Consider the following 26,408-nt stretch of genomic DNA (forward strand, 5'->3'; position numbering starts at 1 on the left):
CTGCTTGCGACCCCGACAGCTTAGCGATGCCGCATTGCAGCGCAAGTGGTGGCGTTAACGGCAGTACCGGCCATGTTCCGCTTTGGTTCGCATATGGAACTTGCTTTTCGCCCATGCGTCCCTATCTGATGCGCTTGGTCACGCGGGGGATAGGCATGGAACAGAAGTTCATCGAGATTCGCGGGGCGCGCGAACACAATCTGAAAAACGTCGACATGGACATTCCGCGCGACCAGCTGGTGGTGATCACCGGCCTGTCGGGGTCGGGCAAGTCGTCCTTGGCCTTCGACACGGTCTATGCCGAGGGGCAGCGCCGCTATGTCGAGAGCCTGTCGGCCTATGCGCGCCAATTCCTGGACATGATGGGCAAGCCGGATGTGGATCACATCAGCGGCCTGTCGCCCGCCATCAGCATCGAACAGAAGACGACCTCGAAGAACCCGCGTTCCACCGTGGGCACCGTGACCGAGATCTATGATTACCTGCGGCTGCTGTTTGCGCGGGCGGGCACGCCCTATTCCCCCGCCACCGGCCAGCCGATCGAGGCCCAGCAGGTCCAGGACATGGTCGACCGCACCATGACCCTGCCCGAAGGCACGCGCGCCTATCTGCTGGCCCCCATCGTGCGCGACCGCAAGGGCGAATACCGCAAGGAATTCCTGGAGCTGCGCAAGGCCGGCTTCCAGCGCGTCAAGGTCAATGGCGAATTCCATGAGCTGGACGAGCCGCCCACCCTGGACAAGAAGTTCCGCCACAATATCGACGTGGTCGTGGACCGTATCGTCGTCCGCGAGGGGTTGGAGACGCGGCTGGCCGACAGCCTGCGCACCGCGCTGGACCTGGCCGACGGCATCGCGATCCTTGAGACCGCCGCGCCCGAGGGCGAGGAGCCGCAGCGTCTGACCTTTTCCGAGAAATTCGCCTGTCCCGTCAGCGGCTTCACCATCCCCGAGATCGAGCCGCGGCTGTTCTCGTTCAACGCCCCCTTCGGCGCCTGCCCGGTCTGCGACGGTCTGGGGGTCGAGCTGTTCTTCGACGAACGGCTGATCGTGCCGGATGCGGCCCTGTCGGTCGACAAGGGCGCCATCGCGCCTTGGGCGAAGTCGAAATCCGCCTATCTGACCCAGACCGTGAACGCTCTGGCCAAGCATTACGGGTTCGACAAGAAGACCGCTTGGAAGGACCTGCCCGATGCCGTCCGGCAGATGTTCCTGCGCGGCTCGGGCAAGGATGAGATCAAGTTCCGCTTCGACGATGCCGGCCGCGTCTACGAGATCGCCCGCGTCTTCGAAGGCGTGATCCCCAATATGGAGCGTCGCCTGCGCGAGACGGATTCGAACTGGGTCCGCGAGGAATTCGAGCGCTACCAGAACAACCGCCCCTGCGGCGCCTGCGCGGGCTATCGCCTGAAGCCCGAGGCCTTGGCCGTCAAGATCGCCGGCCACCATATCGGCCAGGTGGTCGAGTTGTCGATCGAGGAGGCCCTGGCCTGGATCACCGACGCCCCGAACCACCTGTCGAAGCAGAAGGGCGAGATTGCCGCAGCGATCCTCAAGGAAATTCGTGAACGTTTGGGCTTCCTGGTCAATGTCGGCCTGAACTATCTGACCCTGTCGCGGGCGGCGGGGACGCTGTCTGGCGGGGAAAGCCAGCGCATCCGCTTGGCGTCCCAGATCGGCAGCGGCCTGACGGGAGTCCTTTATGTGCTGGACGAGCCCTCCATCGGCTTGCACCAGCGTGACAATGACCGCCTGCTGACCACGCTGATGAACCTGCGCGATCAGGGCAATTCGGTGCTGGTGGTCGAACATGACGAGGATGCGATCCGCCATGCCGATTACGTCTTCGACATGGGGCCGGGGGCGGGGGTGCATGGCGGCACCGTGGTCAGCAAGGGGACGCCGGCGGAAATCGCCGCCGATCCCGACAGCCTGACGGGCCAGTATCTGTCCGGCAAGCGCGCGATCGAGGTGCCCGCCAAGCGCCGCAAGGGCAACGGCAAGAAGATCACCGTGGTCAAGGCCACCGGCAACAACCTCAAGACCGTCACCGCCGACTTTCCCCTGGGCCGCTTCGTCTGCGTTTCGGGCGTGTCGGGTGGCGGCAAGTCGACCCTGACCATCGAGACGCTGTTCAAGACCGCATCCCTGCGCCTGAACGGCGCGCGCCAGACGCCCGCGCCCTGCGAGACGATCAAGGGGCTCGAGCATCTGGACAAGGTCATCGACATCGACCAGCGCCCCATCGGCCGCACGCCCCGGTCGAATCCCGCGACCTATACCGGCGCCTTCACCCCCATCCGCGATTGGTTCGCGGGCCTGCCCGAATCCAAGGCGCGGGGCTACAAGCCCGGCCGCTTCAGCTTCAACGTAAAAGGCGGCCGCTGCGAGGCCTGTCAGGGCGACGGCGTCATCAAGATCGAGATGCACTTCCTGCCCGACGTCTATGTCGAATGCGAGACCTGCAAGGGCAAGCGCTACAACCGCGAGACGCTGGAGGTGCAGTTCAAGGGCAAGTCCATCGCCGACGTGCTGGACATGACCGTCGAGGATGCGCAGGAATTCTTCACCGCCGTCCCGTCCATCCGCGAGAAGATGGACGCGCTTATGCGGGTGGGGCTGGGCTATATCAAGGTCGGCCAGCAGGCCACGACCCTGTCGGGCGGCGAGGCGCAGCGCGTCAAGCTGTCCAAGGAGCTGTCGCGCCGCTCCACCGGCCGCACGCTCTATATCCTGGACGAACCCACCACCGGCCTGCATTTCGAGGATGTGCGCAAGCTCTTGGAGGTGCTGCACGAGCTGGTCGATCAGGGCAATTCGGTCGTGGTGATCGAACACAACCTGGATGTCATCAAGACCGCCGACTGGATTATCGACATCGGCCCCGAAGGCGGCGACGGCGGCGGCATGATCGTGGCCGAGGGCACGCCCGAACAGGTGGCCGGGGTCGAGGCCAGCCATACCGGGCGCTATCTGGGCCCGATGCTGAACCCCGCCCGCAGCCGTGCGGCGGAATGATGAAAAAAAATTCGCCGGGGGGTGTTTTTTCCTCTTGCACCCCCCGGCGGCAACCCGTAGATCACCGCTCACCGAAGGCGGAAACGCCGGACGGTACGGAGTGCGGGCGTAGCTCAGGGGTAGAGCATAACCTTGCCAAGGTTAGGGTCGTGAGTTCGAATCTCATCGCCCGCTCCAAAAAACAAAAGGCCGGACCGCAGGGTCCGGCCTTTGTTCGTGTTTCCCGTGCGGAACCGGATATGCTAATGTGATCGGATGATATCCTTTTCAGAGCGGTCTGCGTTGACTGCCAGAAAAAGATGTACCGGGAACAAAGGTGGTTTGGCAGTCAACGCCGACCCCCAGATCAGATCGCCTCAGCGTCCGAAGCCCCCCTCGACACGGCTTCGCCTGTCCGGGTTCGTCTGGGTGCCGACTGTTTGGTTCAATTGGCTTGACACTGTCAAGGTAGGTGAAACATGACCCGAGACGACCCCGACACGGCCACCAGACTGGTCGAAGCGGGGCTGCGCATCCTGGACGAGGACGGGGCCGCGGGCCTGACCCTGCGCCGGATCGCGGCTCGGGCGGGGGTGTCGCATGCCGCGCCCGCGCATCATTTCGCGGGGCTGCCGGGATTGACCGCCGCCATCGCCACGCGCGGCTTTCACATGTTCCATGCCGAACTGGCCGCGCTGGACCGCGCCGCCCATCCCGACCCCTTCGACTGGCTGGCCCGGATCGAGGAGGCCTATCTGGATTTCGCCGAATCCCATCCCGACCTGTTCCGGCTGATGTTCAGCGCGCCGCTGCCGGATGATCCCGACCTGCAGCGGGCGGTGCTGGCCACGCACCGGATCCATATCAGCGCCTGCGAGGCGGTGACCGGCCCGGACCGGGTCGAGCAGATCCTGATGGCGGTCTGGGCGCTGACGCATGGCTATGCGATGCTGCGCCTGACCGCGCCGCAGCGCCGTTTTCCGGCCACCGTCACCCCCTATCGCACCATGCTGGCCCTGCTGGTTGCACCGGAACGGGCCTGATCCGCGACGTGGGGTCCGGCGGCCGATGGCCTTGCCCAGCCCCGCCCCCGCGACTAGGGTGCCCGCCGGACCGAAGGGGGCCGCGCCAAGGGGGGTCGCAATGGATATCTGCCGCAGCATCGACGCCATGCGGACCTGGCGCGAGGGCGCCGGGCGCGTCGCGCTGGTGCCCACGATGGGGGCGCTGCATGACGGGCATCTGACGCTGGTGGCCCGTGCGCGCGACTGGCTGGACGCGCGGGGCGGGGGGCGGGTCGTCACCTCGATCTTCGTGAACCCGGCCCAGTTCGGCCCGACCGAGGATCTGGACAGATATCCCCGGCAGGAGGCGCAGGACCTGGACCTGCTGTCGCGGGCGGGCTGTGACGCGGTGTTTCTGCCCCAGGCCGCCGATATCTGGCGGCCGGGCGCGCAGACCCATGTCCAGCTGAGCCAGCTGGGCGGCATCCTGATGGGCCGCCTGCGCCCGGGCCATTTCCGCGGCGTGGCGACGGTGGTGACCAAACTGTTCAACATCGTCCAGCCCCAGGCCGCGGCCTTCGGCGAAAAGGACTATCAGCAGCTGACGCTGATCCGGCGCATGGTCGCGGATCTGGACATTCCCGTGACCATCCTGCCCGTGCCCACCGTGCGCGAGGCCGACGGGCTGGCCATGTCGTCGCGCAACCAGCGCCTGACGCCCGCCGACCGGGCCGCGGCACCGGTGCTGGCCCGGGCGCTGGACCGGGCACAGGCGATGGCGGGGCAGGGGGCGGGCGTATCGGCGCTGCGCCGGGCGATCCGCGACATGCTGCGCGCCGAGCCGCGCGCCGACATCCGATCCATCGACATCCGCGACGCCGAGGATCTCTCGCGCGTGCAGAGCATCGACCGCGCGGTGGTGATCCTGCTGGCCGTGCGCTTCGGCGACGTGCTGCTGATCGACCAGCGCGTGGCGCATCCCTGACCCCCGTATCCCCTGAAAGGCCCGCCCATGTCCGCGCAAGCCCCCGTCCGCCGCATCACCGTGCCGCAGATCGCCGCCGCCAAGGGCGCGACCCCCATCGTCGCGCTGACCGCCTATACCGCGCCCATGGCCGCCCTGGTCGACGCCCATGCCGAGGTGATCCTGGTCGGCGACAGCCTGGGGATGGTGGTCCATGGCCTGCCCTCGACCATCGGCGTCACGCTGGAGATGATGATCCTGCACGGCCAGGCCGTCATGCGCGGATCGTCCCGCGCGATGGTGGTGATCGACATGCCCTTCGGGAGTTACGAGGAATCCCCCGAACAGGCCTTTCGCAATGCCGCCCGCGTCATGGGGGAAACCGGCGCCGGGGCCGTCAAGCTGGAGGGGGGCGCCCGCATGGCCCCGACGATCCGCTTTCTGGTCGAACGCGGCATCCCGGTCATGGCCCATATCGGCCTGACGCCGCAGGCCACGAACACGATGGGCGGGTTCAAGACGCAGGGCCGCGACCCGGCCACCTGGCCTGCCTTTGTCGAGGATGCCCGTGCGGTGGCGGATGCGGGCGCCTTCAGCGTCGTAGTCGAGGGCGTGATGGAGGCCTTGGCCGACCAGATCACCGATGCCGTGGCGGTGCCGACCATCGGCATCGGCGCATCGGCCCGCTGCGACGGCCAGATCCTGGTGCTGGACGACATGCTGGGCCTGTCGGGCCGGGTGCCGCGCTTTGTGCGCAAGTTCGGCGATCTGGGCCCGCAGGCGGACCAAGCCATCGCCGCCTATGCCGGCGCCGTGCGCGACCGCAGCTTTCCGGCAGAGGCCGAGCTCTACCGCTGAGCCCTCAGGGGATGAAGTTCCCCAGCCAGTTGCCATGCGCCCAGCCAAGCCGCTGATCCGGGCCGAAGCTGATCGCAAACCAGTCGCCGCGCCGCGCATAGATGCCGACCCGGTCGCCGTTATGGACCTCGCCGATCTTGCGGTGGTTCGCGTCCGGCCCGGTGCGGACGGCCAGAAAGCCGTCGCCTGCGGGGTTCAGGCCCATCACCTCGGCCATGCCAAAGCAGGCGGCCTCGGCATCGGGCGGGCAATAGGTGTCGAAGGGCACGTCCAGCGGCTGGCCCATGGCCGTGCCGCCCAAGGCGGCCAGACAGGCCGCCAGCATGATCCGTCGCATCGCAGATCTCCGACAAAAGGGAACCGTGAACGGGGTCAGTCTATCACGGAACGCCCTGTCGCCAAAGCGGCCCGTGATCAGCCGCGCGGCTCGAAATCGGCGGTGGCGGCCAGCCGGGACAGGGCCAAGGGCAGGACCAGCAGCGCGGCCAGGCCCAGATAGATGCTGCCCAGGCTGACATGTTCGGCCAGAAAGCCGATGCTGCCCGGGGCCAGCAGGATCCCGGAATAGCCCATCATCGTCACCACCGACAGCCCGACCCCCGCGGCCAGGCCCGGCACGTTGCCGGCGGCGGAAAAGGCGATGGGCACCATGTTGGCGATGCCGATCCCGGCCAAGGCAAAGCCCGCGATGGCCAGGCCCGGCCCCTCGGCCAGCCCCGCCAGCGCCAGGCCCGCCATGGCGACGCCCGTGCTGGCGCGCAGCGTGCGCACCGCGCCATAGCGCCGCCGCAGCCCGTCGCCCAGAAAGCGCATCACCGCCATCGTCCCCGCGCAGGCCGCAAAGCCCCAGCCCGCCAAGGCCAGTGATGCGCCCATCTCGCGCTGCAGATAGACCGCCGCCCAATCCAGGATCGCGCCCTCCGGGATCATCGCGGCCAAGGCCATCAGCCCGATCAGCCAAGGCAGCGGGCTGCGCGGCAGGCGCAGCGGCACCTTGGGCGCCCCCGGGCGCGGCCCGTCGGCCAGAAGGCGCGGCCCCGCCCAGACCAGCACGCCCGCAAAGGCCGCGGTGACGGCCAGGCCGTGGAACAGCTCGCCGAAGCTCTGGATCAACCAGCCGCCCGCGGCGGCGCCGACAAAGGCGCCGAGGCTCCAGAACCCGTGGCAGGATGACATGATCGCCCGGCCGCGCGCCCGTTCGACCGCCACGGCATTGGCGTTCATGGCGACATCCATCCCCCCCGCCAGCCCGCCGAACAGCGCCACCGTCGCGGCCACCGTCCAGAAATCCGGCGCCAGCGAGATCCAGATCATCGAGGGCGCCGCCAGCCATGCCGCCAGCATGACCGCGCGCCGCGACCCGGCCCGCGCCACCATGGCCCCAAAGACCGGCATCAGGCACAGCGACCCCAGCCCCAGCCCCAGCACGATCAGCCCGGCCCGCGCCTCGGTGATGCCGAGCCGTTCCATCAGCGCGGGGATGCGCGGCGCCCAGGCACCGACCATCAGCCCGTTCACGAGGAACAGGGCCGACACCGACCAGCGGATCATCACAGCATCGCCGGCACGACCAGGTCCGGGGGCCGGTGCCCGTCCGCGAAGGTCTTGATGTTGATGATGACCTTTTCGCCCATCTCGGCCCGGCCCTCGACCGTGGCGCTGCCCATATGGGGCAACAGGACCACATTGGGCAGCTCGCGCAGGCGGGGGTTGATCTCGTGCCCATGCTCGAAGACGTCGAGGCCCGCGCCCGCGATCTCGCCCGCGCGCAGCATGCGGGTCAGGGCGTTTTCGTCGATGACCTCGCCGCGCGAGGTGTTCACGATGACGGCGGTGGGCTTCATCAGCTTCAGCCGCCGGGCGTTCAGCAGGTGGAAGGTGGATGGCGTGTGCGGGGCGTTCACGCTGACGATGTCCATGCGGGCCAGCATCTGGTCCAGGCTTTCCCACCAGGTGGCCTGCAGCGCGTCCTCGACCTCGGGGCGCAGGCGCTTGCGGTTGTGGTAATGGACCTGCATGCCGAAGGCCGCGGCGCGGCGCGCGACGGCCTGGCCGATCCGGCCCATGCCCAGGATGCCCAAACGCCGCCCGCCGACGCGCCCGCCCAGGTTCGCGGTGGGCGACCAGCCCTGCCAGCGGCCCGCCTGCATCTGGGCCAGGCCCTCGGGGATGCGGCGGGTCACGGCCAGGATCAGCGCCAGGGTCATGTCGGCGGTATCCTCGGTCACGACGCCGGGGGTGTTGCTGACCAGCACGCCGCGCTGACGCGCCGACAGCACGTCGATATGATCGACGCCCGCACCGAAATTGGCGATCAGCTTCAGCCGTTCGCCCGCGCGGGCCAGCATGGCGGCGGTGATCTGGTCGGTGACCGTGGGCACCAGCACATCGGCATCCTGCATCAGTTCGACCAGCTCGTCCTGGGACAGCTTGCGGTCGTCGGGGCGCAGGCGGATGTCGAACAGTTCGTACATGCGCGTCTCGACCGTTTCGGGCAGGCGGCGGGTGACGGCCACGCGCAGCTTCTGGCGGGATGGGGCGGGGCTGGCGGGCATGGTCACCTCACTGTGTTGGGCGGCGGGTCTGGCGCATGTCGGCGTGCCCTTCCCATCGGGAAAGGCTTTTGGCAAACTGCCCGCGTTGAGGGGCAGGCACAAGACCCCGAAAGGGCGCGCGACCACCGGCCATAGGCCGCGCGCGCCGATGGGACAGGAACGGAAAGACAGGCAATGACGGCAGGGGCGGGCAAGACGGGCGCTAGGACGATCCTGGCGCGGGCGATGGTGGTGGCGCTGATGGCCCTGGGACCCATGGCGGGGGGCGCGCAGGCGCAGGTCCCCGAGCTGCAGGGATCGCGCGCCGAACCCGCGCGCGGCGCCGTCACCAACCTGCCCCTGCCGCGCTATGTCAGCCTGAAGGGGAACGAGGGCAATGCCCGGCGTGGCCCCAGCCTGTCGCATCGCATAGACTGGGTCTTTCGCCATGCCGGGATGCCGTTGCGCGTGGTCGCCGAATTCGGCCATTGGCGCCGGGTCGAGGATCGCGACGGGGCGGGGGGCTGGGTGCATTACGCCCTGCTGTCGGGCGTGCGCACCGCCTTGGTGACGACCGACATGCTGGAATTGCGGACCCGCCCCAATCCCGATGCCGATATCGTGGCGCGTGCCGAGGCGGGGGCGATCCTGCGCCTGAACGAATGCAATCCCGGCTGGTGCCGTGTCTCGGGGGGCGGCCAGCGGGGCTGGGTGCCCAAGACCGCCATCTGGGGGGTGGATGCCGACGAGATCCGCGACTGACGCCCGGCGGGCGGGAAAAAGGGCCGGACCGGAACAATTCGCCGCGCTTTCGCGGCCCCGCGCCCGTTGACCCCGGCGGGCTGCGGGTCTACATCGCAGTCAGCCAACCCGTCGCGGGGCAGCCATGTTCCCCGCGACCGACAAGGGGACCCTGACGCGTGGAAAACCTTCTGCAGGCCTATCTGCCCATCCTCGTCTTTGCGGGGATGGCCTCGGCGCTCGCACTGATCTTGCTGCTGTCCGCCTTCGTCATCGCCGTGCGCAACCCGGACCCCGAAAAGGTCAGCGCCTATGAATCGGGCTTCAACCCGTTCGACGACGCGCGGATGAAGTTCGACGTGCGCTTCTACCTGGTCGCGATCCTGTTCATCATCTTCGACCTTGAGGTCGCGTTCCTGTTCCCCTGGGCCGTCAGCCTGCAGGAGATCAGCATGACCGCGTTCTGGTCGATGATGGTCTTTCTGGGCGTGCTGACCGTGGGCTTTGCCTATGAATGGAAGAAGGGGGCACTGGAATGGGCGTGATGGCAGGGGCGAACACCGCCGGACCCGACCGCGAGGTCGCGACGCAGGCGCTGAACCGCGAATTGCAGGACAAGGGCTTCCTGCTGACCTCGACCGAGGACATCATCAACTGGGCCCGCAACGGCAGCCTGCACTGGATGACCTTCGGCCTGGCCTGCTGCGCGGTCGAGATGATGCAGACCTCGATGCCGCGCTACGACCTGGAACGCTTCGGCACCGCGCCGCGCGCATCCCCGCGCCAGTCGGACCTGATGATCGTCGCGGGCACGCTGACCAACAAGATGGCGCCTGCGCTGCGCAAGGTCTATGACCAGATGCCGGAGCCGCGTTACGTCATCAGCATGGGCAGCTGCGCCAATGGCGGCGGCTATTACCATTACAGCTATTCCGTGGTGCGCGGCTGCGACCGGATCGTGCCCGTGGACATCTATGTCCCCGGCTGCCCGCCCACGGCCGAGGCGCTGCTGTATGGCATCCTGCAACTTCAGCGCCGCATCCGGCGCACCGGCACGCTGGTGAGGTGACCATGGCGACCCATATCGACACCGACGCGCTGGAACAGCTGGGCGAGCATATCCGCACCCGCCGCCCCAACGAGGTCGTCGGCACCGAGATGGCCTTTGGCGAGCTGACCGTCACGGCCACCGCCTCGGGCATCCTTGACCTGCTGGATTTCCTGCGCAGCGACAGCTCGTGCCGCTTCTCGACGCTGGTGGACATCACCGCGGTCGATTACCCGTCGCGCGCGCAGCGTTTCGACGTGGTCTGGCATTTCCTGTCCATGTACCAGAACCACCGCATCCGCGTGAAGGTCAGCGTCCGCGAGGACGAGATGCTGCCCACGCTGACCGGCATCTTCCCGGCCGCCAACTGGTTCGAACGCGAGATCTTCGACATGTTCGGGATCATGTTCACCGGCCATCCCGACCTGCGCCGCCTGCTGACGGATTACGGCTTTTCGGGCCATCCGCTGCGCAAGGATTTCCCGACCACCGGCTATGTCGAGGTGCGTTACGACGAGGGCGAAAAGCGCGTCATCTACGAACCCGTCAGGCTGACGCAGGAATACCGCCAATTCGATTTCCTGTCGCCTTGGGAGGGCGTGCAATACGCCCTGCCCGGCGACGAGAAGGGGGCCGCGAAATGATGGACGGCGACATCCGCACCAATGCCTATGACGACGGCAGCGAGGACCTGCTGACCGGCGAACAGCGCATCCGCAACTTCAACATCAACTTCGGCCCGCAACACCCTGCCGCGCATGGCGTGCTGCGCATGGTGCTGGAGCTGGACGGCGAGGTGGTGGAACGCGCCGACCCGCATATCGGCCTGCTGCATCGCGGCACCGAGAAGCTGATGGAAAGCCGCACCTATCTGCAGAACCTGCCCTATTTCGACCGGCTGGACTACGTCTCGCCCATGAACCAGGAACATGCCTGGTGCCTGGCGATCGAGCGTCTGACCGGCACGGTCGTGCCGCGCCGCGCCAGCCTGATCCGGGTGCTCTATTGCGAGATCGGGCGCATCCTGAACCACCTGCTGGGCCTGACCACGGGCGCGCTGGACGTGGGCGCGCTGACGCCGCCGCTCTGGGGGTTCGAGGCGCGCGAGCAGCTGATGATCTTTTATGAGCGGGCCTGCGGGGCGCGTCTGCATGCGGCCTATTTCCGGCCCGGCGGCGTCCATCAGGACCTGCCGCCGGATCTGCTGGACGATATCGAGGCCTGGTGCGACCAGTTTCCCAAGGTGCTGGACGATCTGGACACGCTGCTGACCGAGAACCGGATCTTCAAGCAGCGCCTGGTCGATATCGGCATCGTCACCGAACAGGACGCGCTGGACTGGGGCTTCTCGGGCGTCATGGTGCGCGGATCGGGCATGGCCTGGGACCTGCGCCGCAGCCAGCCCTATGAATGCTATGACGAATTCGACTTCAAGATCCCGGTCGGCACGAATGGCGACTGCTATGACCGCTTCCTGTGCCGGATGCAGGAGATGCGCGAATCGACCAGCATCATGCGTCAGGCGATCACCAAGCTGCGGGCCGAGCCTGCGGGCGACGTGATGGCGCGGGGCAAGATCACCCCGCCCAAGCGCGGCGACATGAAGCGCGACATGGAAAGCCTGATCCATCACTTCAAGCTCTATACCGAGGGCTTCCGGGTGCCGGCGGGCGAGGTCTATGCCGCTGTCGAGGCACCGAAGGGCGAATTCGGCGTCTATCTTGTCAGCGACGGCACCAACAAGCCCTATCGCGCCAAGCTGCGCGCGCCGGGCTTCCTGCACCTTCAATCCATGGACTGGATGTCCAAGGGCCATCTGCTGGCCGACGTCCCGGCCCTGATCGCCACCCAGGATATCGTCTTCGGAGAGGTTGACCGCTGATGCTGCGCCGTCTGCACCCCGTCCAGCCGGACAGTTTCGAATTCACGCCTGCGAACCTGGAATGGGCGCAGGCGCAGATCACCAAGTACCCGGAAGGTCGCCAGCAATCGGCGATCATCCCGATCCTGTGGCGCGCCCAGGAGCAGGAGGGCTGGCTGTCCCGCCCCGCCATCGAATATTGCGCCGCCCTGCTGGGGATGGCCTATATCCGGGCGCTGGAGGTGGCGACGTTCTACTTCATGTTCCAGCTGCAACCCGTTGGAACCGTGGCCAATATCCAGATCTGCGGCACCACGACCTGCATGATCTGCGGGGCCGAGGACCTGGTCGCCGTCTGCAAGCGCAAGATCGCGCCCACGCCGCATACCCTGTCGGCCGACGGCAAGTTCAGCTGGGAGGAGGTCGAGTGCCTGGGCGCCTGCGCCAATGCGCCCATGGCCCAGATCGGCAAGGACTATTACGAGGATCTGACGCCCGAGAGCCTGGAGGCCCTGATCGACCGCATGTCCGCGGGGGAGGTGCCGCTGCCCGGATCGCAGACGGGGCGCTTCGCCTCGGAACCCGCGGCGGCGCTGACCAGCCTGGCCGATCTGAAGGGCCAGGAGGGCCACAATGCCAGCGTTCAGCTGGCCGCCGATCTGGGCGAGACGCTCAAGCGCATCGACGGGACCGAGGCGCCGATCCTGACCAAATGGCGCCGCAAGCCCGAGGCCGCGATCGACGACCAAACCGGCCGCGACACCGCCCCGGAGCACGAGCCGCGCCCGTCGGATGACGTGCCGGTCGACGACACCGGCGTGACCGAGCAGGAGGCGCAGGCCAGCTCCGCCGCCCGCCCGGTCTCCAAGCGCGAGCCTGAGGGCGTGCGCGAGGAGGAGGCCGAGGCCCAGAAGGACGACACCGGAAAGACCGACTGAGACGCAAGCAGAGGAAAGGCCAGCCCATGACAGGTTCCACCCGAATGACCGGAGCAGTCGCCGCACTGCTGGTCCTTCTGGGCCTTGGCCTGTTCGGCCAGGTGGGATGGCTGGCGGCCATCGTGCTGGCGGCGATCACAGGGCTGCTGCTGGGCGGGATGCTGCACTGGCTGGTCGATCAGGGCAGCCCGGCGATGGACGGATCCGCATGGGACCCGCGCCCGGCCATGGCCGATCCCGTCGCGGAGGCGGCGCCGCAGCCGGTCGCGACGCCCAAGGCCTCGGGCGATCTGGTCGCGCCGGATGCGGGGGGTGATCGGGCGCTGCCGCCTGCCGGGCGCAGCATCTATCCCGATCCCGCGCCCCGGCCCGACGACCTGCGGGCCATCAAGGGCATCGGGGTCAAGGTCGAACAGGCGCTGCTGGATGCGGGGATCACCCGCTATGACCAGATCGCCGCCTGGACCGATGCCGAGATCGATGCCATGGCCGCCCGCATCGGGCGCGCGGTGGGGCGGATCCGCAATGACGATTGGGTGGGGCAGGCGCGCGACCTGGCCGCCCGGCGGGGGCAGGGCTGATGGCCGATCCCGCACAGGATGCCCGCCAGATGCGGCTGGTCGCCATCGTGATCGTGGCGACCATGGTCATCTGGCTCGCCATTCAGGCGATCGGGCGGGAATATGACTGGGCGGCGGAATGGGCCTTTCTGGCCGACCTTGCCGCCATGGGCGCTTTTGTCTGGTCGCTGATCGTGACCTGGCGTATCTGGCGGCGCAGGAATGCGTGACGGCAGGAATAAAGGATTGTTCGGATGCTGAAAGACCAGGATCGCATTTTCACCAACCTCTACGGGATGGGCGACCGCAGCCTGGCCGGCGCGCAGAAGCGCGGCCACTGGGACGGCACGTCCGACATCATCGGCCGGGGCCGCGACAAGATCATCGAGCAGGTCAAGGCCTCGGGCCTGCGCGGGCGCGGGGGCGCGGGCTTTCCGACCGGCCTGAAATGGTCCTTCATGCCCAAGGAATCGGATGGGCGGCCCAGCTATCTGGTGATCAATGCCGACGAATCCGAACCCGCGACCTGCAAGGACCGCGAGATCATGCGCCATGATCCGCATACCCTGATCGAGGGTGCGCTGATCGCCAGCTTCGCGATGAACGCGCATGTCTGCTACATCTATCTGCGCGGCGAATACATCCGCGAGAAGGAGGCCCTGCAGGCCGCAATCGACGAATGCTATGATGCGGGCCTGCTGGGCGCGAACGCTGCGGGCTCGGGATGGGATTTCGACCTCTATCTGCATCACGGCGCCGGTGCCTATATCTGCGGCGAGGAAACGGCGCTGCTGGAAAGCCTGGAGGGCAAGAAGGGCATGCCGCGCATGAAGCCGCCCTTCCCGGCGGGCGCGGGCCTCTATGGCTGCCCGACCACGGTGAACAATGTCGAATCCATCGCCGTGGTGCCCACGATCCTGCGCCGCGGGGCGGAATGGTTTGCGGGTTTTGGCCGTCCGAACAATGCGGGCGTCAAGCTGTTCGGCCTGACGGGCCACCTGAACGCGCCCTGCGTGGTCGAGGAGGCCATGTCCATCCCCATGCGCGAGCTGATCGAGAAACATGGCGGCGGCGTGCGCGGCGGCTGGAAGAACCTCAAGGCGGTGATCCCCGGCGGCGCCTCCTGTCCAGTCCTGACGGCCGAACAGTGCGAGAATGCCATTATGGATTACGACGGCATGCGCGAGCTGCGGTCCTCCTTCGGCACGGGCTGCATGATCGTGATGGATCAGTCCACCGACATCATCAAGGCGATCTGGCGCCTGTCGGCCTTCTTCAAGCATGAAAGCTGCGGCCAGTGCACCCCCTGCCGCGAGGGCACGGGCTGGATGATGCGCGTCATGCACCGCCTGGTCACCGGCGAGGCCGAGGTCGAGGAGATCGACATGCTGCTGGACGTGACCAAGCAGGTCGAGGGTCACACCATCTGCGCCTTGGGCGATGCGGCCGCCTGGCCGATCCAGGGCCTGATCCGCAACTTCCGGGGCGAGATCGAGGACCGGCTGAAGGCCAAGAAGACCGGCCGCATGGGCGCGCTGGCGGCGGAATGATCAACAGGGCGGCATATCACGGGGCGCTGACGCGCTCGTGTCGGGCGAAGGCCCGCGCCGGTGATTATGTGGGGACACATGATCACCGAAAGGACAATGCCATGAAACGCCCTCTTTTCGCCGCCCTGGCCCTGGCGCTGCTGTCGGGCCCGGCGCTTGCGCGCGAGCCCTTGAACCAGAACGACTACATCAACGACCGGCTGGTCCAGGCCCGCGTGGCCGACGTGCTGCGCCGGGGCTGCCCCAGCATCGACGCGCGGCTGGTGCGCGCCTTATCCGAGGCCCGCGCGCTGAAGCGCCACGCCCAGCAGCAGGGCTATAGCGATGCCGAGATCGACGCCTTCCTCGACAGCCGCGAGGAGCGTCAGCGGATCTATCGCCAGGCCGACCGCTACATGGTCGAGAACGGCGTCGTGAACGGGCAGCCGGAAACCTTTTGCCGCCTCGGGCGGGACGAAATCGCACGGCAGACGGTCGCCGGATCGCTGCTGAACGCCAGATAAGGAAGTCAGTCATGGCAGAACTGCGGACAATCAGGATCGACGGCAAGGATATCGAGGTCGATCCCAACCTGACCCTGATCCAGGCCTGCGAGCAGGCCGGGATCGAGATCCCGCGGTTCTGCTATCACGAGCGCCTGTCCATCGCGGGCAATTGCCGCATGTGCCTGGTCGAGGTGGTGGGCGGCCCGCCCAAGCCCGCAGCCTCCTGCGCGATGCAGGTCAAGGACCTGCGCCCCGGCCCGGAGGGCGCGCCGTCCGAGATCCGCACCAACAGCCCGATGGTCAAGAAGGCCCGCGAAGGCGTGATGGAGTTCCTGCTGATCAACCATCCGCTGGACTGCCCGATCTGCGACCAAGGAGGCGAATGCGATCTGCAGGACCAGGCGATGGCTTACGGCGTCGATTTCAGTCGCTATCGCGAACCCAAGCGCGCCTCGGAGGAGCTGAACCTGGGGCCGCTGGTGGAAACCCACATGACGCGCTGCATCAGCTGCACCCGCTGCGTGCGCTTCACGACCGAGGTCGCGGGCATCACCCAGATGGGCCAAACCGGCCGCGGCGAGGACAGCGAGATCACCTCCTATCTGAACCAGACGCTGGCCTCGAACCTGCAGGGCAACATCATCGACCTCTGCCCGGTGGGGGCGCTGGTGTCGAAACCCTATGCCTTCACCGCCCGCCCGTGGGAGCTGACCAAGACCGAGACCATCGACGTGATGGACGCGCTTGGCAGCGCGATCCGCGTGGACACCAAGGGGCGCGAGGTCATGCGCATCCTGCCGCGCAACCATGACGGCGTGAACGAGGAATGGATCAGCGACAAGACGCGCTTTGTCTGGGACGGGCTGCGCCGCCAGCGCCTGGACCAGCCCTATCTGCGCGAGAACGGCCGCCTGCGTCCCGCCAGCTGGCCCGAGGCCCTGTCGGCCGCCGCCGCCGCGATGCGGGGCGGCAAGGTCGCGGGGCTGGTCGGCGACCTGGCCTCGGTCGAATCGGCCTTCAGCCTGAAGACCCTGATCGAGGCTCTGGGCGGGTCGGTCGAATGCCGCACCGACGGCGCGCATCTGCCGGCGGGCAACCGCTCGGGCTATGTCGGCAATGCCGCCATCGCGGATATCGACGATGCGGCGCGGATCGTGCTGATCGGGACCAACCCGCGCGATGAGGCGCCGGTGCTGAATGCCCGCATCCGCCGGGCCTGGGCGCGCGGCGCGCAGGTGACGCTGGTGGGGGCCGCCGCGGACCTGACCTATGACTATCACCATGCCGGGGCGGATCGCGCCGCCCTGTCGCGCCTGCTGGACGAGGCCGAGGCCCAGGACAAACCGGGCCTGGTCATCGTCGGACAGGGCGCGCTGCGCGAGGCCGACGGCGCCGCCGTCCTGGCCGAGGCGCAGGCCCTGGCCGAGGCGACCGGCGCGCGCCTGCTGGTCCTGCACCTGGCCGCGGGCCGCGTGGGGGCGATGGATGTGGGCGCGGTCACCGAAGGCGGGCTCGGCGCCGCGATCGAGGGGGCCGATGTCATCTTCAACCTGGGCGCCGACGAGGTCGAGATCGCGCCGGGCGCGACGGTGATCTATCAGGGCAGCCATGGCGACCGGGGCGCGCATCGCGCCGACATCATCCTGCCCGCCGCCTGCTATACCGAGGAGATGGGCCTCTTCGTGAACACCGAGGGCCGTCCCCAGCTGGCCATGCGCGCCAATTTCGCGCCGGGCGAGGCCAAGGAGAACTGGGCCATCCTGCGCGCCCTGTCGGCCGAACTGGGCCAGACCCTGCCGTGGGACAGCATCGCCCAGCTGCGCCGCAAGCTGGTCGAGGCCGTGCCGCATCTGGCCCGCATCGACCAGATCGCCGAATCGGACTGGCAGCCGCTGCCGCGCGCCGAACTGGGCCGGGCGGATTTCGTGAACCCGATCCGCGATTTCTACCTGACCAACCCGATCGCGCGCTGCTCGCCGCTGATGGGGGATTTGTCGCGCATGGCCGCGGCGCGCCACGCGCCCGCGCTGGCCGCGGAATAGGCGCCATGGCGGGGGTGCTGCGCCAGCTTAGCCGGGCCGCCGTTCTGGGGGCGGGCCTGACCGTGGCCGCCTGCCAGACGGCCGAGCCGCCCAGTGACCGGCCGCGCGCCAAGCCCGACCAGGTGACGGCCCGCGTGGCCGGGACCAAGGGGCTGGGCCAGGCGCGAATCTCGACCCGCTCGGGCGAGATCCTGATTCTGGAGGAGGACGGATCCGTCACCACGATGGATCTGGACAGCCCCGGCGGGCGCGACGCCTTCCGCGTGACCGAGGCCGATCTGGCCGCGCTGAACGCGAATCTGGACCTGGATTTCGGCGGCATCGTCGCGGCGAACCGCCCGCGCAGGCCCTCGGCGCAGGAACAGGCGCTGGCGGCATTCGCCGCGCGCAGCCAGCCTGCGTTGCCCAAGGCCGTCGCGGGCCAGGAGATCGACCCCGAGACCTTCATCGCCGCCAAGGTCGAGCCGCTGAACCGTGGCAGCCGTGCCGATATTGTCGAGGTGACCGCCAATCTTCGTCGGGGGGTGGACGCCGATCTGGCGTTCTCGTATGCCACCTGCGCATTGGCCGGGTGGGCCAAGGACAATGGAAGCCCCTATGGCCGCCACATCCGCACCTTGTCGGCGGAACGGAACGGCAAGCTGCTGATCGGATCGGCCTTCCTGTTGTCGGATAGCAGGCCGATGGGGCTGCGGGTGATGGAAACGGATGAGACCCTGCGCGAATGCAGGGCACGCGGCATTCCCGCGGCGTAGGGCAAAGGGACAGGCAATGGCTGAATTCTGGACATCTTCCTGGGGCATCGCGCTGATCCTGCTGGCGCAGGGCCTGGCGATCATCGCCTTCGTGATGCTGTCGCTGGTCTACATGGTCTATGGCGACCGCAAGATCTGGGCGGCGGTGCAGATGCGCCGCGGCCCGAACGTGGTCGGCCCCTGGGGCATCCTGCAGACCTTCGCGGATGCGCTGAAATTCGTCGTCAAGGAGATCGTCGTCCCCGCCGGCGCCGACAAGTTCGTCTTCTTCCTGGCGCCCTTCCTGTCGATGACGCTGGCACTGCTGGCCTTCGTGGCGATCCCCTTCGCGCCGGGCTGGGTGATGGCCGACATCAATGTGGGCATCCTCTTCATCTTCGCCGTCTCCTCGCTGGAGGTTTACGGCGTGATCATGGGGGGCTGGGCGTCGAACTCGAAATTCCCGTTCCTGGGCTCGCTGCGCTCGGCCGCGCAGATGATTTCCTATGAGGTCAGCCTGGGGCTGATCATCATCGGGGTGATCATCTCGGCCGGTTCGATGAACCTGACCGCGATCGTCGAGGCGCAGCGCGGGGCGGGCATGCTGTCCTGGTTCTGGCTGCCGCACCTGCCGATGGTCGTGCTGTTCTTCGTCTCGGCCCTGGCCGAGACCAACCGCCCGCCCTTCGACCTGCCCGAGGCCGAATCCGAACTGGTCGCGGGCTTCATGACCGAATATTCCTCGACCCCCTATCTGCTGTTCATGGCCGGCGAATACATCGCCATGTGGCTGATGTGCGCGCTGATCAGCCTGCTGTTCTTCGGCGGCTGGCTGTCGCCTATCCCGGGCCTGCCGGACGGGGCGATCTGGATGTTCCTCAAGATGGTCTTCTGGTTCTTCATGTTCGCCATGGTGAAGGCCATCGTCCCGCGCTACCGCTACGACCAGCTGATGCGCATCGGTTGGAAGGTCTTCCTGCCCTTGTCGCTGGCCTGGGTCGTGCTGGTCGCCTTCCTTGCGAAATTCGAAGTGATGGGCACCGTCTGGGCCCGTTGGGCAGGAGTGTAAGAGATGGCATTCGACGTCGTCCGCGCCACCAAGTACTTCCTGATGGTGGATTTCATCAAAGGTTTCGGCCTGGGGCTGCGCTATTTCTTCGCGCCCAAGGCCACGATCAACTATCCCCATGAAAAGGGCCCGCTGTCGCCGCGCTTCCGGGGCGAACATGCGCTGCGCCGCTATCCCAATGGCGAGGAACGCTGCATCGCCTGCAAGCTGTGCGAGGCGATCTGCCCCGCCCAGGCCATCACCATCGATGCCGAACCGCGCGACGACGGCTCGCGCCGCACGACGCGCTATGACATCGACATGACGAAATGCATCTATTGCGGCTTCTGCCAGGAGGCCTGCCCGGTCGATGCCATTGTCGAGGGGCCGAATTTCGAATTCGCGACCGAAACGCGCGAGGAGCTGTTCTACGACAAGGAAAAGCTGTTGGATAACGGCGCCCGGTGGGAAGCCCAGATCGCCCGCAACCTTGCCATCGACGCGCCCTACAGATGACCGATCCGTTCCGGCAGATGTTCCAGCAGATGCTTGCCCAGGGGCAGGAAATGGCGCGGGCCTTCAATCCCGCGCTGGAGCATTTCGACATGCGCGCCTTCGAGAAAATGTTCCCGACCATGCCCGCCGACATGCTGGAGATGTGGTTCGGCAAGACCTTCAACCGTGACGGCCTGGACGCGCGCACGCGCCTGCTGGTGACCGTCGCGGCGATGACGGTCCAGGGCGCGATGGCGGAACCGCAGCTGCGCCTGACCATCCGCCACGCCATCGAGGCCGGTGCCACCCCGCGCGAGATCGCCGAGGTCATCTATCAGATGGGCATGTTCGCCGGTCTTCCCGCCATGCAGAAGGCCCTGGAGATCGCCCAGGGCGTATTCACCGAAACCGAGGGGAGCCAACCGTCATGATGACCTTCGCCTTCTATCTGTTCGCCATCTCGGTCTGCGTGGCGGGCTTCATGGTGGTGATCTCGCGCAACCCGGTCCATTCGGTGCTGTGGCTGATCCTGGCCTTCCTGTCGGGGGCGGGACTCTTTGTGCTGCTGGGGGCGGAATTCGTCGCCATGCTGCTGATCATCGTCTATGTGGGCGCGGTCGCGGTGCTGTTCCTCTTTGTGGTGATGATGCTGGATGTGGATTTCGCCAAGCTGAAGGGCGAATTCGCGCGCTATCTGCCGCTGGCGGGACTGATCGCGGTGATCCTGCTGGCCCAGCTGGCCATCGCCTTCGGCGCGTGGGAAAGCAGCGACCAGTCGGCCACGCTGCGCCAGGTGCCGGTGGCCACGGGGGCGCTGAACACCAATTCGATCGGCCTGGTGCTTTATGACCGCTATATCCTGCCGTTCCAGATCGCGGGCCTGATCCTGCTGGTCGCGATGATCGGGGCGATCACCCTGACCATGCGCCATCGCAGCAACGTCAAGCGCCAGGACGTGATCCGCCAGATGCATCGCGACCCGGCCAAGGCCATGCAGCTGCGCGACGTGAAGCCGGGGCAGGGCCTCTGACGGCCCGCCCCCGCAACGAATTTCAACGGGCGCACGACCCGGAGGGACTGAACAGATGATCGGATTGACACATTACCTGGTCGTGGGGGCGATCCTTTTCGTCACCGGGATCTTCGGCATCTTCGTGAACCGCAAGAACGTCATCGTCATCCTGATGTCGATCGAGCTGATGCTGCTGGCGGTGAACATCAACTTCGTCGCCTTTTCGGCCCAGCTGGGCGATCTGGGCGGGCAGATCTTCACGCTGTTCATCCTGACCGTCGCCGCCGCCGAGGCCGCGATCGGCCTGGCGATCCTGGTCGTGTTCTTCCGCAACCGCGGCACGATCGCGGTCGAAGACATCAACGTGATGAAGGGGTAAGCGGTCATGGCGCAATTCATCCTGTTCGCGCCCCTTCTGGGGGCGCTGATCGCCGGCTTCGGCTGGCGCCTGATCGGCGAGCGGGGCGCGCAGGTGCTGACCACCGCGATCCTGTTCGCCGCCGCCGCCCTGTCCTGGGTGATCTTCCTGACGCTGGACGGCCCGGTCCAGTCGATCCCGGTCATGGACTGGATCGTCTCGGGCGATTTCACCAGCGCATGGGCGATCCGGCTGGACCGGCTGACCGCGATCATGCTGATCGTGATCACCTCGGTCTCGGCGCTGGTTCACCTGTATTCGTTCGGCTACATGGCCCATGACGAGAATTTCGGCGATGACGAGCCCTATCGGGCGCGGTTCTTCGCCTATCTGTCCTTCTTCACCTTCTCGATGCTGATGCTGGTGACGGCGGACAACCTGCTGCAGATGTTCTTTGGCTGGGAAGGGGTGGGCGTCGCCTCCTATCTGCTGATCGGCTTCTACTTCAAGAAACAGTCGGCGGGCGCGGCGGCCATGAAGGCCTTCATCGTCAACCGCGTGGGCGATTTCGGCTTTCTGCTGGGCATCTTCGGGATCTGGTGGCTGACCGGATCGATCCAGTTCGACGAGATCTTCGCCCAGGTCCCGATGCTGGCCCAGACCGAGATGACCTTCCTGTGGCGCGACTGGAACGCGGCCAACGTCTTGGCGATCCTGCTGTTCATCGGCGCGATGGGCAAGTCGGCGCAGCTCTTCCTGCATACCTGGCTGCCCGACGCGATGGAGGGGCCGACGCCTGTGTCCGCGCTGATCCATGCCGCGACCATGGTCACGGCGGGCGTCTTCCTGGTGGCGCGGATGTCGCCGCTTTACGAATTCGCGCCCGAGGCCAAGATGTTCATCGTGGTCATCGGCGCGCTGACGGCCTTCTTCGCCGCGACCGTGGGCCTGGTGCAGAACGACATCAAGCGCGTCATCGCCTATTCCACCTGTTCGCAGCTGGGCTACATGTTCGTGGCCGCCGGCGTGGGCGTCTATTCGGTGGCGATGTTCCACCTGTTCACCCATGCCTTCTTCAAGGCGATGCTGTTTCTGGGCGCGGGCTCGGTGATCCATGCGATGCATCACGAACAGGACATGCGCAATTACGGCGGGCTGCGCAAAAAGATTCCCTTCACCTTCTGGATGATGATGATCGGCACGCTGGCCATCACCGGGGTGGGCATCCCGCTGACCCATATCGGCTTTGCGGGCTTCCTGTCCAAGGATGCCGTGATCGAGAGCGCCTATGTCGGCAGCACCTTCGCCTTCTGGATGCTGGTGATCGCCGCGCTGATGACGAGCTTCTATTCCTGGCGGCTGATGTTCATGACCTTCTTCGGCACGCCGCGGGGCGATCATCACGCGCATGACCATGCGCATGAAAGCCCGCGCGTGATGACCGCGCCCCTGGCCGTGCTGGCCTTCGGGTCGATCTTCGCAGGGATGATCTGGTATAACAGCTTCTTCGAGGAGGACGGCGTCACCCGCTTCTTCGGGATCGAGGCCGCCGCCACCCATCACGCCGAGGACGGCGCCGCCGCCGCGGGCACCGGCACCGCGCTGGACGGCAGCGTGGCCGAGGCCCCGGCCGCCGAGCCCGAGGGCGGCGCGCTCCATGCCGCCGCCGGTGCCGCCGCCGACCCGGCCGAGGTCGAGGCCTTCACCGTCACGCCCGGCGCGATCTACATGCGCCCGGACAATCATGTGATGCATGACGCCCATTACGTGCCGAACTGGGTCAAGGTCTCGCCCTTCGTGGCGATGCTGCTGGGGCTGGGGCTGGCCTACATGATGTATATCCGCCGCCCCGAATGGCCCGCACAGCTGGCCGCGCAGCAGCGGGGGCTCTATCTGTTCCTGCTGAACAAGTGGTATTTCGACCAGGCCTATGACGCGATCTTCGTGCGTCCGGCGCGCTGGATCGGCCGCAAGCTGTGGACGGGCGGTGACGGAGCCGTTATCGACGGCGCCATCAACGGGCTGGCCTTGGGAATCATCCCGCGGCTGACGCGGTTCGCCGGTCGGGTGCAGTCGGGCTATCTGTTCCATTATGCCTTCGCGATGGTCCTTGGCATCGTGGGCTTGCTGATCTGGGTGATGATGCGGGGCGCGCAATAACATGACGAACCTTCTTTCGATCATCACCTTCCTGCCGATCGTCGCGGCGGGGATCATGGCCCTGTTCCTGCGCGGCGACGATGCCGCCTCGCAGAAGAACGCCAAATGGCTGGCGCTGATCGCGACCAGCGCAACCTTCCTGATCTCGCTCTTCCTGCTGGCGGGCTTCGATTCCTCGAATACCGGCTTCCAGTTCGTCGAGGATCACGCCTGGATCATGGGCCTGCGCTATCGGATGGGCGTGGACGGGATCTCGATCCTGTTCATCATGCTGACCACCTTCCTGATGCCGCTGACCATCCTGTCCTGCTGGGACGTGAAGGTGCGGGTCAAGGAATACATGATCGCCTTCCTGGTGCTGGAGGGGCTGATGGTCGGCGTCTTCGCGGCCCTTGACCTGATCCTGTTCTACCTGTTCTTCGAGGCGGGCCTGATCCCGATGTTCCTGATCATCGGCATCTGGGGCGGCAAGAACCGCATCTATGCGGCGTTCAAGTTCTTCCTCTATACCTTCATCGGCTCGGTGCTGATGCTGGTGGCGATGATCGCGATGGCGCGCACGGCGGGCACGACCGACATCGCGGAACTGCTGGCCTTCGACTTCCCGTCGCAGAGCATGGCGATCATGGGCTTCACGATCGTGGGCGGCATGCAGACGCTGCTGTTCCTGGCCTTCTTTGCCAGCTTCGCGGTCAAGATGCCGATGTGGCCGGTCCATACCTGGTTGCCCGATGCGCACGTGCAGGCACCGACCGCCGGTTCGGTCGTGCTGGCGGCCGTGCTGCTGAAGATGGGCGGCTACGGCTTCCTGCGCTTCTCGCTGCCGATGTTCCCGGTGGCGTCCGACCTGATGCAGCCCTTCGTGCTGTGGCTGTCGGCCATCGCCATCGTCTATACCTCGCTGGTGGCGCTGGCGCAGTCGGACATGAAGAAGCTGATCGCCTATTCGTCGGTCGCCCATATGGGTTACGTGACCATGGGCATCTTCGCCGCCAACCAGCAGGGGCTGGACGGGGCGATCTTCCAGATGCTGTCGCACGGCTTCATCTCGGGGGCGCTGTTCTTGTGTGTGGGCGTCATCTATGACCGCATGCACACGCGCGAGATCGACGCCTATGGCGGGCTGGTGAACCGGATGCCGGTCTATGCGCTGGTCTTCATGTTCTTCACCATGGCCAATGTCGGCCTGCCCGGCACCTCGGGCTTCGTGGGTGAGTTCCTGACCCTGATGGGGGCGTTCCGTGCCAATACCTGGGTGGCCTTCGTGGCCTGTACGGGCGTGATCCTGTCGGCGGGCTATGCGCTCTGGCTCTATCGCCGGGTGACCATGGGCGCGCTGATCAAGGAAAGCCTGCGGACCATCACCGACATGACCCCGCGCGAACGCTGGATCTTCGCGCCGCTGATCGCGATGACGCTGATCCTGGGCGTCTATCCGCGGCTGGTCACCGACATCACCGGCCCCTCGGTCGAGGCGCTTCTGGTGAACTTCCACGACGCGCTGCCTGTCGAGGCCGTCGAAGACGACCTGGCGCAAGCCGCCGTCAGCCATTGAGGACCGCATGATGACCGGAATCGCTTTCTCCACCATCCTGCCCGAGCTTTGGCTGGCGATCTTCGCGCTGTCGGCGCTGATGGCCGGGGCCTATCTGGGCAAGGACGTGATCGCGCGTCCGATCCTCTGGGCCAGCGTGGCGGCGCTGCTGGTGGCGGGGGCCTATCTGGGCCTGACCGACCGTCCGCAGGCGCTGTCCTTCTTCGGCATGTTCAACGACGACGCCTTCGCGCGCTTCGCCAAGGTGGTGATCCTGCTATCGGGCGCCGCCGTCCTGGCCATGAGCGCGGATTACATGGACCGCCACGGGTTGATGCGCTTCGAATACCCGATCCTGATCGTGCTGGCCTCGCTCGGGATGATGATGATGGTGTCGGCGGGCGACCTGCTGACCCTCTATATGGGGCTGGAGCTGCAATCCCTGTCGCTCTATGTCGTGGCCGCCATGCGGCGCGAGAGCGTGAAATCCTCCGAGGCCGGCTTGAAATATTTCGTGCTGGGTGCGCTCAGCTCGGGCCTGCTGCTCTATGGCGCGTCGCTGGTCTATGGTTTCGCCGGCACGACCCAGTTCGGCGGCATCGTCCAGGCGGTGCAGGCGGACAACCTGCCGATGGGGCTGCTGTTCGGTCTGGTCTTCCTGCTGGTGGGTCTGGCCTTCAAGGTCTCGGCCGTGCCGTTCCACATGTGGACGCCCGACGTCTATGAAGGCTCGCCCTCGCCGGTGACGGCTTTCCTCGCGACTGCGCCCAAGATCGCGGCCATGGCGCTGATCGCGCGGCTGATGTTCGACGCCTTCGGCAACGTGACCGCCGACTGGACCCAGATCATCGCGGCGCTGGCGGTGATGTCGATGTTCCTCGGCTCGATCGCCGGGATCGGGCAGCGCAACGTCAAGCGCCTGATGGCCTATTCCTCGATCGCGCATATGGGCTTCGCGCTGGTGGGCCTGGCCGCGGGGACGGTGCTGGGCGTGCAGTCCATGCTGATCTACATGGCGATCTATGCGGTGATGAACGTGGGCACCTTCGCCTTCATCCTGTCGATGGAGCGTGACGGCCGCCCGATCACCGACCTGACCAGCCTGAACCGCTTTGCCAGCGTCGAGCCGCTGAAGGCGATGGCCGTCCTGCTGTTGATGTTCAGCCTGGCGGGCGTGCCGCCGCTGGTCGGCTTCTGGGCGAAATACGGCGTGCTGACGGCTGCGGTCGATGGCGGCATGGCCTGGCTGGCCGTGGCGGGCGTGATCGCCTCGGTGATCGGTGCCTTCTATTACCTGCGCATCGTCTATTACATGTATTTCGGCGCCGAGACCGAGGGCATGACCAGCCGCATGGGCGGGGTGCAATATGCCGCGCTGATCGTGCCGGCCTTTGCGCTGCTCTTGGGTTCGATCACGCTTCTGGGCATGGATGATGCCGCCGCCGTCGCCGCGCAGTCGCTGGTCACCCCGGTTGCGGGTGACTGA

27 protein-coding genes and 1 tRNA gene are annotated in these 26,408 nt (G+C 66.7%); 25 read left to right on the forward strand and 3 right to left on the reverse strand.

What is annotated here, in order from left to right; all coding sequences use genetic code 11:
- Nucleotides 1-155 precede the first annotated feature (155 nt).
- The 5 genes from uvrA to panB all read left to right on the forward strand — a co-directional run bounded on the left by uvrA (nt 156) and on the right by panB (nt 5,822).
- Complete coding sequence (gene uvrA, locus JHW48_RS06260) at nt 156-3,017, forward strand: excinuclease ABC subunit UvrA (RefSeq protein WP_119885396.1); 2,862 nt, start codon at nt 156-158, stop codon at nt 3,015-3,017.
- 102 nt (nt 3,018-3,119) lie between these two features.
- A tRNA-Gly gene (locus tag JHW48_RS06265) sits at nt 3,120-3,194 on the forward strand.
- A 281-nt stretch (nt 3,195-3,475) separates the two neighbouring features.
- The gene (locus JHW48_RS06270; RefSeq protein WP_119885347.1) at nt 3,476-4,039 is read left to right on the forward strand and encodes a TetR/AcrR family transcriptional regulator; all 564 of its coding nucleotides are present in this window, start codon (nt 3,476-3,478) and stop codon (nt 4,037-4,039) included.
- 100 nt (nt 4,040-4,139) lie between these two features.
- The gene (gene panC, locus JHW48_RS06275; protein WP_119885348.1) at nt 4,140-4,985 is read left to right on the forward strand and encodes a pantoate--beta-alanine ligase; all 846 of its coding nucleotides are present in this window, start codon (nt 4,140-4,142) and stop codon (nt 4,983-4,985) included.
- Between the two features lie 27 nt (nt 4,986-5,012).
- Nucleotides 5,013-5,822, forward strand: coding sequence for a 3-methyl-2-oxobutanoate hydroxymethyltransferase (gene panB / locus JHW48_RS06280; protein ID WP_119885349.1), 810 nt, complete (start codon nt 5,013-5,015; stop codon nt 5,820-5,822).
- A gap of 4 nt (nt 5,823-5,826) precedes the next feature.
- Here the strand turns inward: panB and JHW48_RS06285 are convergent, their stop codons facing one another.
- The 3 genes from JHW48_RS06285 to JHW48_RS06295 all read right to left on the reverse strand — a co-directional run bounded on the left by JHW48_RS06285 (nt 5,827) and on the right by JHW48_RS06295 (nt 8,377).
- Nucleotides 5,827-6,159, reverse strand: a complete 333-nt coding sequence (locus tag JHW48_RS06285) for an SH3 domain-containing protein (RefSeq protein ID WP_119885350.1) — start codon at nt 6,157-6,159, stop codon at nt 5,827-5,829.
- A 77-nt stretch (nt 6,160-6,236) separates the two neighbouring features.
- Nucleotides 6,237-7,373, reverse strand: coding sequence for an MFS transporter (locus JHW48_RS06290; RefSeq protein WP_119885351.1), 1,137 nt, complete (start codon nt 7,371-7,373; stop codon nt 6,237-6,239).
- The gene (locus tag JHW48_RS06295) at nt 7,373-8,377 is read right to left on the reverse strand and encodes a 2-hydroxyacid dehydrogenase (RefSeq protein WP_119885352.1); all 1,005 of its coding nucleotides are present in this window, start codon (nt 8,375-8,377) and stop codon (nt 7,373-7,375) included. The genes JHW48_RS06290 and JHW48_RS06295 overlap by 1 nt, the downstream gene beginning before the upstream one ends.
- Before the next feature lie 174 nt (nt 8,378-8,551).
- On the opposite strand from JHW48_RS06295, the gene JHW48_RS06300 reads away from it, so the two are divergent.
- The 20 genes from JHW48_RS06300 to nuoN all read left to right on the forward strand — a co-directional run bounded on the left by JHW48_RS06300 (nt 8,552) and on the right by nuoN (nt 26,408).
- Nucleotides 8,552-9,118 carry an SH3 domain-containing protein gene (locus JHW48_RS06300; protein WP_119885353.1) on the forward strand — a complete coding sequence of 189 codons (567 nt, stop codon included), beginning with the start codon at nt 8,552-8,554 and terminating at the stop codon, nt 9,116-9,118.
- A gap of 158 nt (nt 9,119-9,276) precedes the next feature.
- Nucleotides 9,277-9,642, forward strand: coding sequence for an NADH-quinone oxidoreductase subunit A (locus JHW48_RS06305; RefSeq protein ID WP_119885354.1), 366 nt, complete (start codon nt 9,277-9,279; stop codon nt 9,640-9,642).
- Entirely contained in the window at nt 9,633-10,166 is a 534-nt protein-coding gene (locus tag JHW48_RS06310) for a NuoB/complex I 20 kDa subunit family protein (protein ID WP_205961864.1), read from the forward strand. Before JHW48_RS06305 ends, JHW48_RS06310 begins: the two co-directional genes overlap by 10 nt.
- Before the next feature lie 2 nt (nt 10,167-10,168).
- Entirely contained in the window at nt 10,169-10,789 is a 621-nt protein-coding gene (locus JHW48_RS06315) for an NADH-quinone oxidoreductase subunit C (RefSeq protein WP_119885355.1), read from the forward strand.
- The gene (locus tag JHW48_RS06320; protein ID WP_119885356.1) at nt 10,786-12,027 is read left to right on the forward strand and encodes an NADH-quinone oxidoreductase subunit D; all 1,242 of its coding nucleotides are present in this window, start codon (nt 10,786-10,788) and stop codon (nt 12,025-12,027) included. The genes JHW48_RS06315 and JHW48_RS06320 overlap by 4 nt, the downstream gene beginning before the upstream one ends.
- Nucleotides 12,027-12,944: an NADH-quinone oxidoreductase subunit NuoE gene (gene nuoE, locus JHW48_RS06325; RefSeq protein ID WP_119885357.1), complete on the forward strand. Its 918-nt coding sequence runs from the start codon at nt 12,027-12,029 to the stop codon at nt 12,942-12,944. The genes JHW48_RS06320 and nuoE overlap by 1 nt, the downstream gene beginning before the upstream one ends.
- A gap of 44 nt (nt 12,945-12,988) precedes the next feature.
- Nucleotides 12,989-13,525 carry a hypothetical protein gene (locus tag JHW48_RS06330; RefSeq protein WP_119885358.1) on the forward strand — a complete coding sequence of 179 codons (537 nt, stop codon included), beginning with the start codon at nt 12,989-12,991 and terminating at the stop codon, nt 13,523-13,525.
- Nucleotides 13,525-13,734 (forward strand): DUF5337 domain-containing protein, encoded by a 210-nt coding sequence (locus tag JHW48_RS06335; RefSeq protein ID WP_119885359.1) that lies wholly within the window; start codon nt 13,525-13,527, stop codon nt 13,732-13,734. The genes JHW48_RS06330 and JHW48_RS06335 overlap by 1 nt, the downstream gene beginning before the upstream one ends.
- Nucleotides 13,735-13,758: 24 nt before the next feature.
- Nucleotides 13,759-15,054: an NADH-quinone oxidoreductase subunit NuoF gene (nuoF, locus tag JHW48_RS06340; RefSeq protein ID WP_119885360.1), complete on the forward strand. Its 1,296-nt coding sequence runs from the start codon at nt 13,759-13,761 to the stop codon at nt 15,052-15,054.
- A 101-nt stretch (nt 15,055-15,155) separates the two neighbouring features.
- Complete coding sequence (locus JHW48_RS06345) at nt 15,156-15,557, forward strand: DUF5333 domain-containing protein (RefSeq protein WP_119885361.1); 402 nt, start codon at nt 15,156-15,158, stop codon at nt 15,555-15,557.
- 11 nt (nt 15,558-15,568) lie between these two features.
- Entirely contained in the window at nt 15,569-17,581 is a 2,013-nt protein-coding gene (gene nuoG, locus JHW48_RS06350) for an NADH-quinone oxidoreductase subunit NuoG (RefSeq protein WP_119885362.1), read from the forward strand.
- Nucleotides 17,582-17,586: 5 nt separating this feature from the next.
- A complete protein-coding gene (locus tag JHW48_RS06355) occupies nt 17,587-18,336 on the forward strand; it encodes a hypothetical protein (RefSeq protein WP_119885363.1) in 750 nt (249 codons plus the stop codon).
- A gap of 16 nt (nt 18,337-18,352) precedes the next feature.
- On the forward strand, nt 18,353-19,384 hold the full coding sequence (gene nuoH, locus JHW48_RS06360) for an NADH-quinone oxidoreductase subunit NuoH (protein ID WP_119885364.1): 1,032 nt from the start codon (nt 18,353-18,355) through the stop codon (nt 19,382-19,384).
- Nucleotides 19,385-19,387: 3 nt separating this feature from the next.
- Complete coding sequence (gene nuoI / locus JHW48_RS06365; protein ID WP_119885365.1) at nt 19,388-19,879, forward strand: NADH-quinone oxidoreductase subunit NuoI; 492 nt, start codon at nt 19,388-19,390, stop codon at nt 19,877-19,879.
- Entirely contained in the window at nt 19,876-20,289 is a 414-nt protein-coding gene (locus tag JHW48_RS06370; RefSeq protein ID WP_119885366.1) for a carboxymuconolactone decarboxylase family protein, read from the forward strand. Before nuoI ends, JHW48_RS06370 begins: the two co-directional genes overlap by 4 nt.
- The gene (locus JHW48_RS06375; RefSeq protein WP_119885367.1) at nt 20,286-20,888 is read left to right on the forward strand and encodes an NADH-quinone oxidoreductase subunit J; all 603 of its coding nucleotides are present in this window, start codon (nt 20,286-20,288) and stop codon (nt 20,886-20,888) included. The genes JHW48_RS06370 and JHW48_RS06375 overlap by 4 nt, the downstream gene beginning before the upstream one ends.
- A 55-nt stretch (nt 20,889-20,943) precedes the next feature.
- Nucleotides 20,944-21,249: an NADH-quinone oxidoreductase subunit NuoK gene (gene nuoK / locus JHW48_RS06380; RefSeq protein ID WP_119885368.1), complete on the forward strand. Its 306-nt coding sequence runs from the start codon at nt 20,944-20,946 to the stop codon at nt 21,247-21,249.
- A 6-nt stretch (nt 21,250-21,255) separates the two neighbouring features.
- Nucleotides 21,256-23,388, forward strand: coding sequence for an NADH-quinone oxidoreductase subunit L (nuoL, locus tag JHW48_RS06385; protein WP_119885369.1), 2,133 nt, complete (start codon nt 21,256-21,258; stop codon nt 23,386-23,388).
- Between the two features lies 1 nt (nt 23,389).
- Nucleotides 23,390-24,943 carry an NADH-quinone oxidoreductase subunit M gene (locus JHW48_RS06390; RefSeq protein ID WP_119885370.1) on the forward strand — a complete coding sequence of 518 codons (1,554 nt, stop codon included), beginning with the start codon at nt 23,390-23,392 and terminating at the stop codon, nt 24,941-24,943.
- 10 nt (nt 24,944-24,953) lie between these two features.
- On the forward strand, nt 24,954-26,408 hold the full coding sequence (gene nuoN / locus JHW48_RS06395; protein WP_119885398.1) for an NADH-quinone oxidoreductase subunit NuoN: 1,455 nt from the start codon (nt 24,954-24,956) through the stop codon (nt 26,406-26,408).

It is taken from the genome of Paracoccus aestuarii, assembly GCF_028553885.1.
Classification (GTDB): Bacteria; Pseudomonadota; Alphaproteobacteria; order Rhodobacterales; family Rhodobacteraceae; genus Paracoccus; species Paracoccus aestuarii.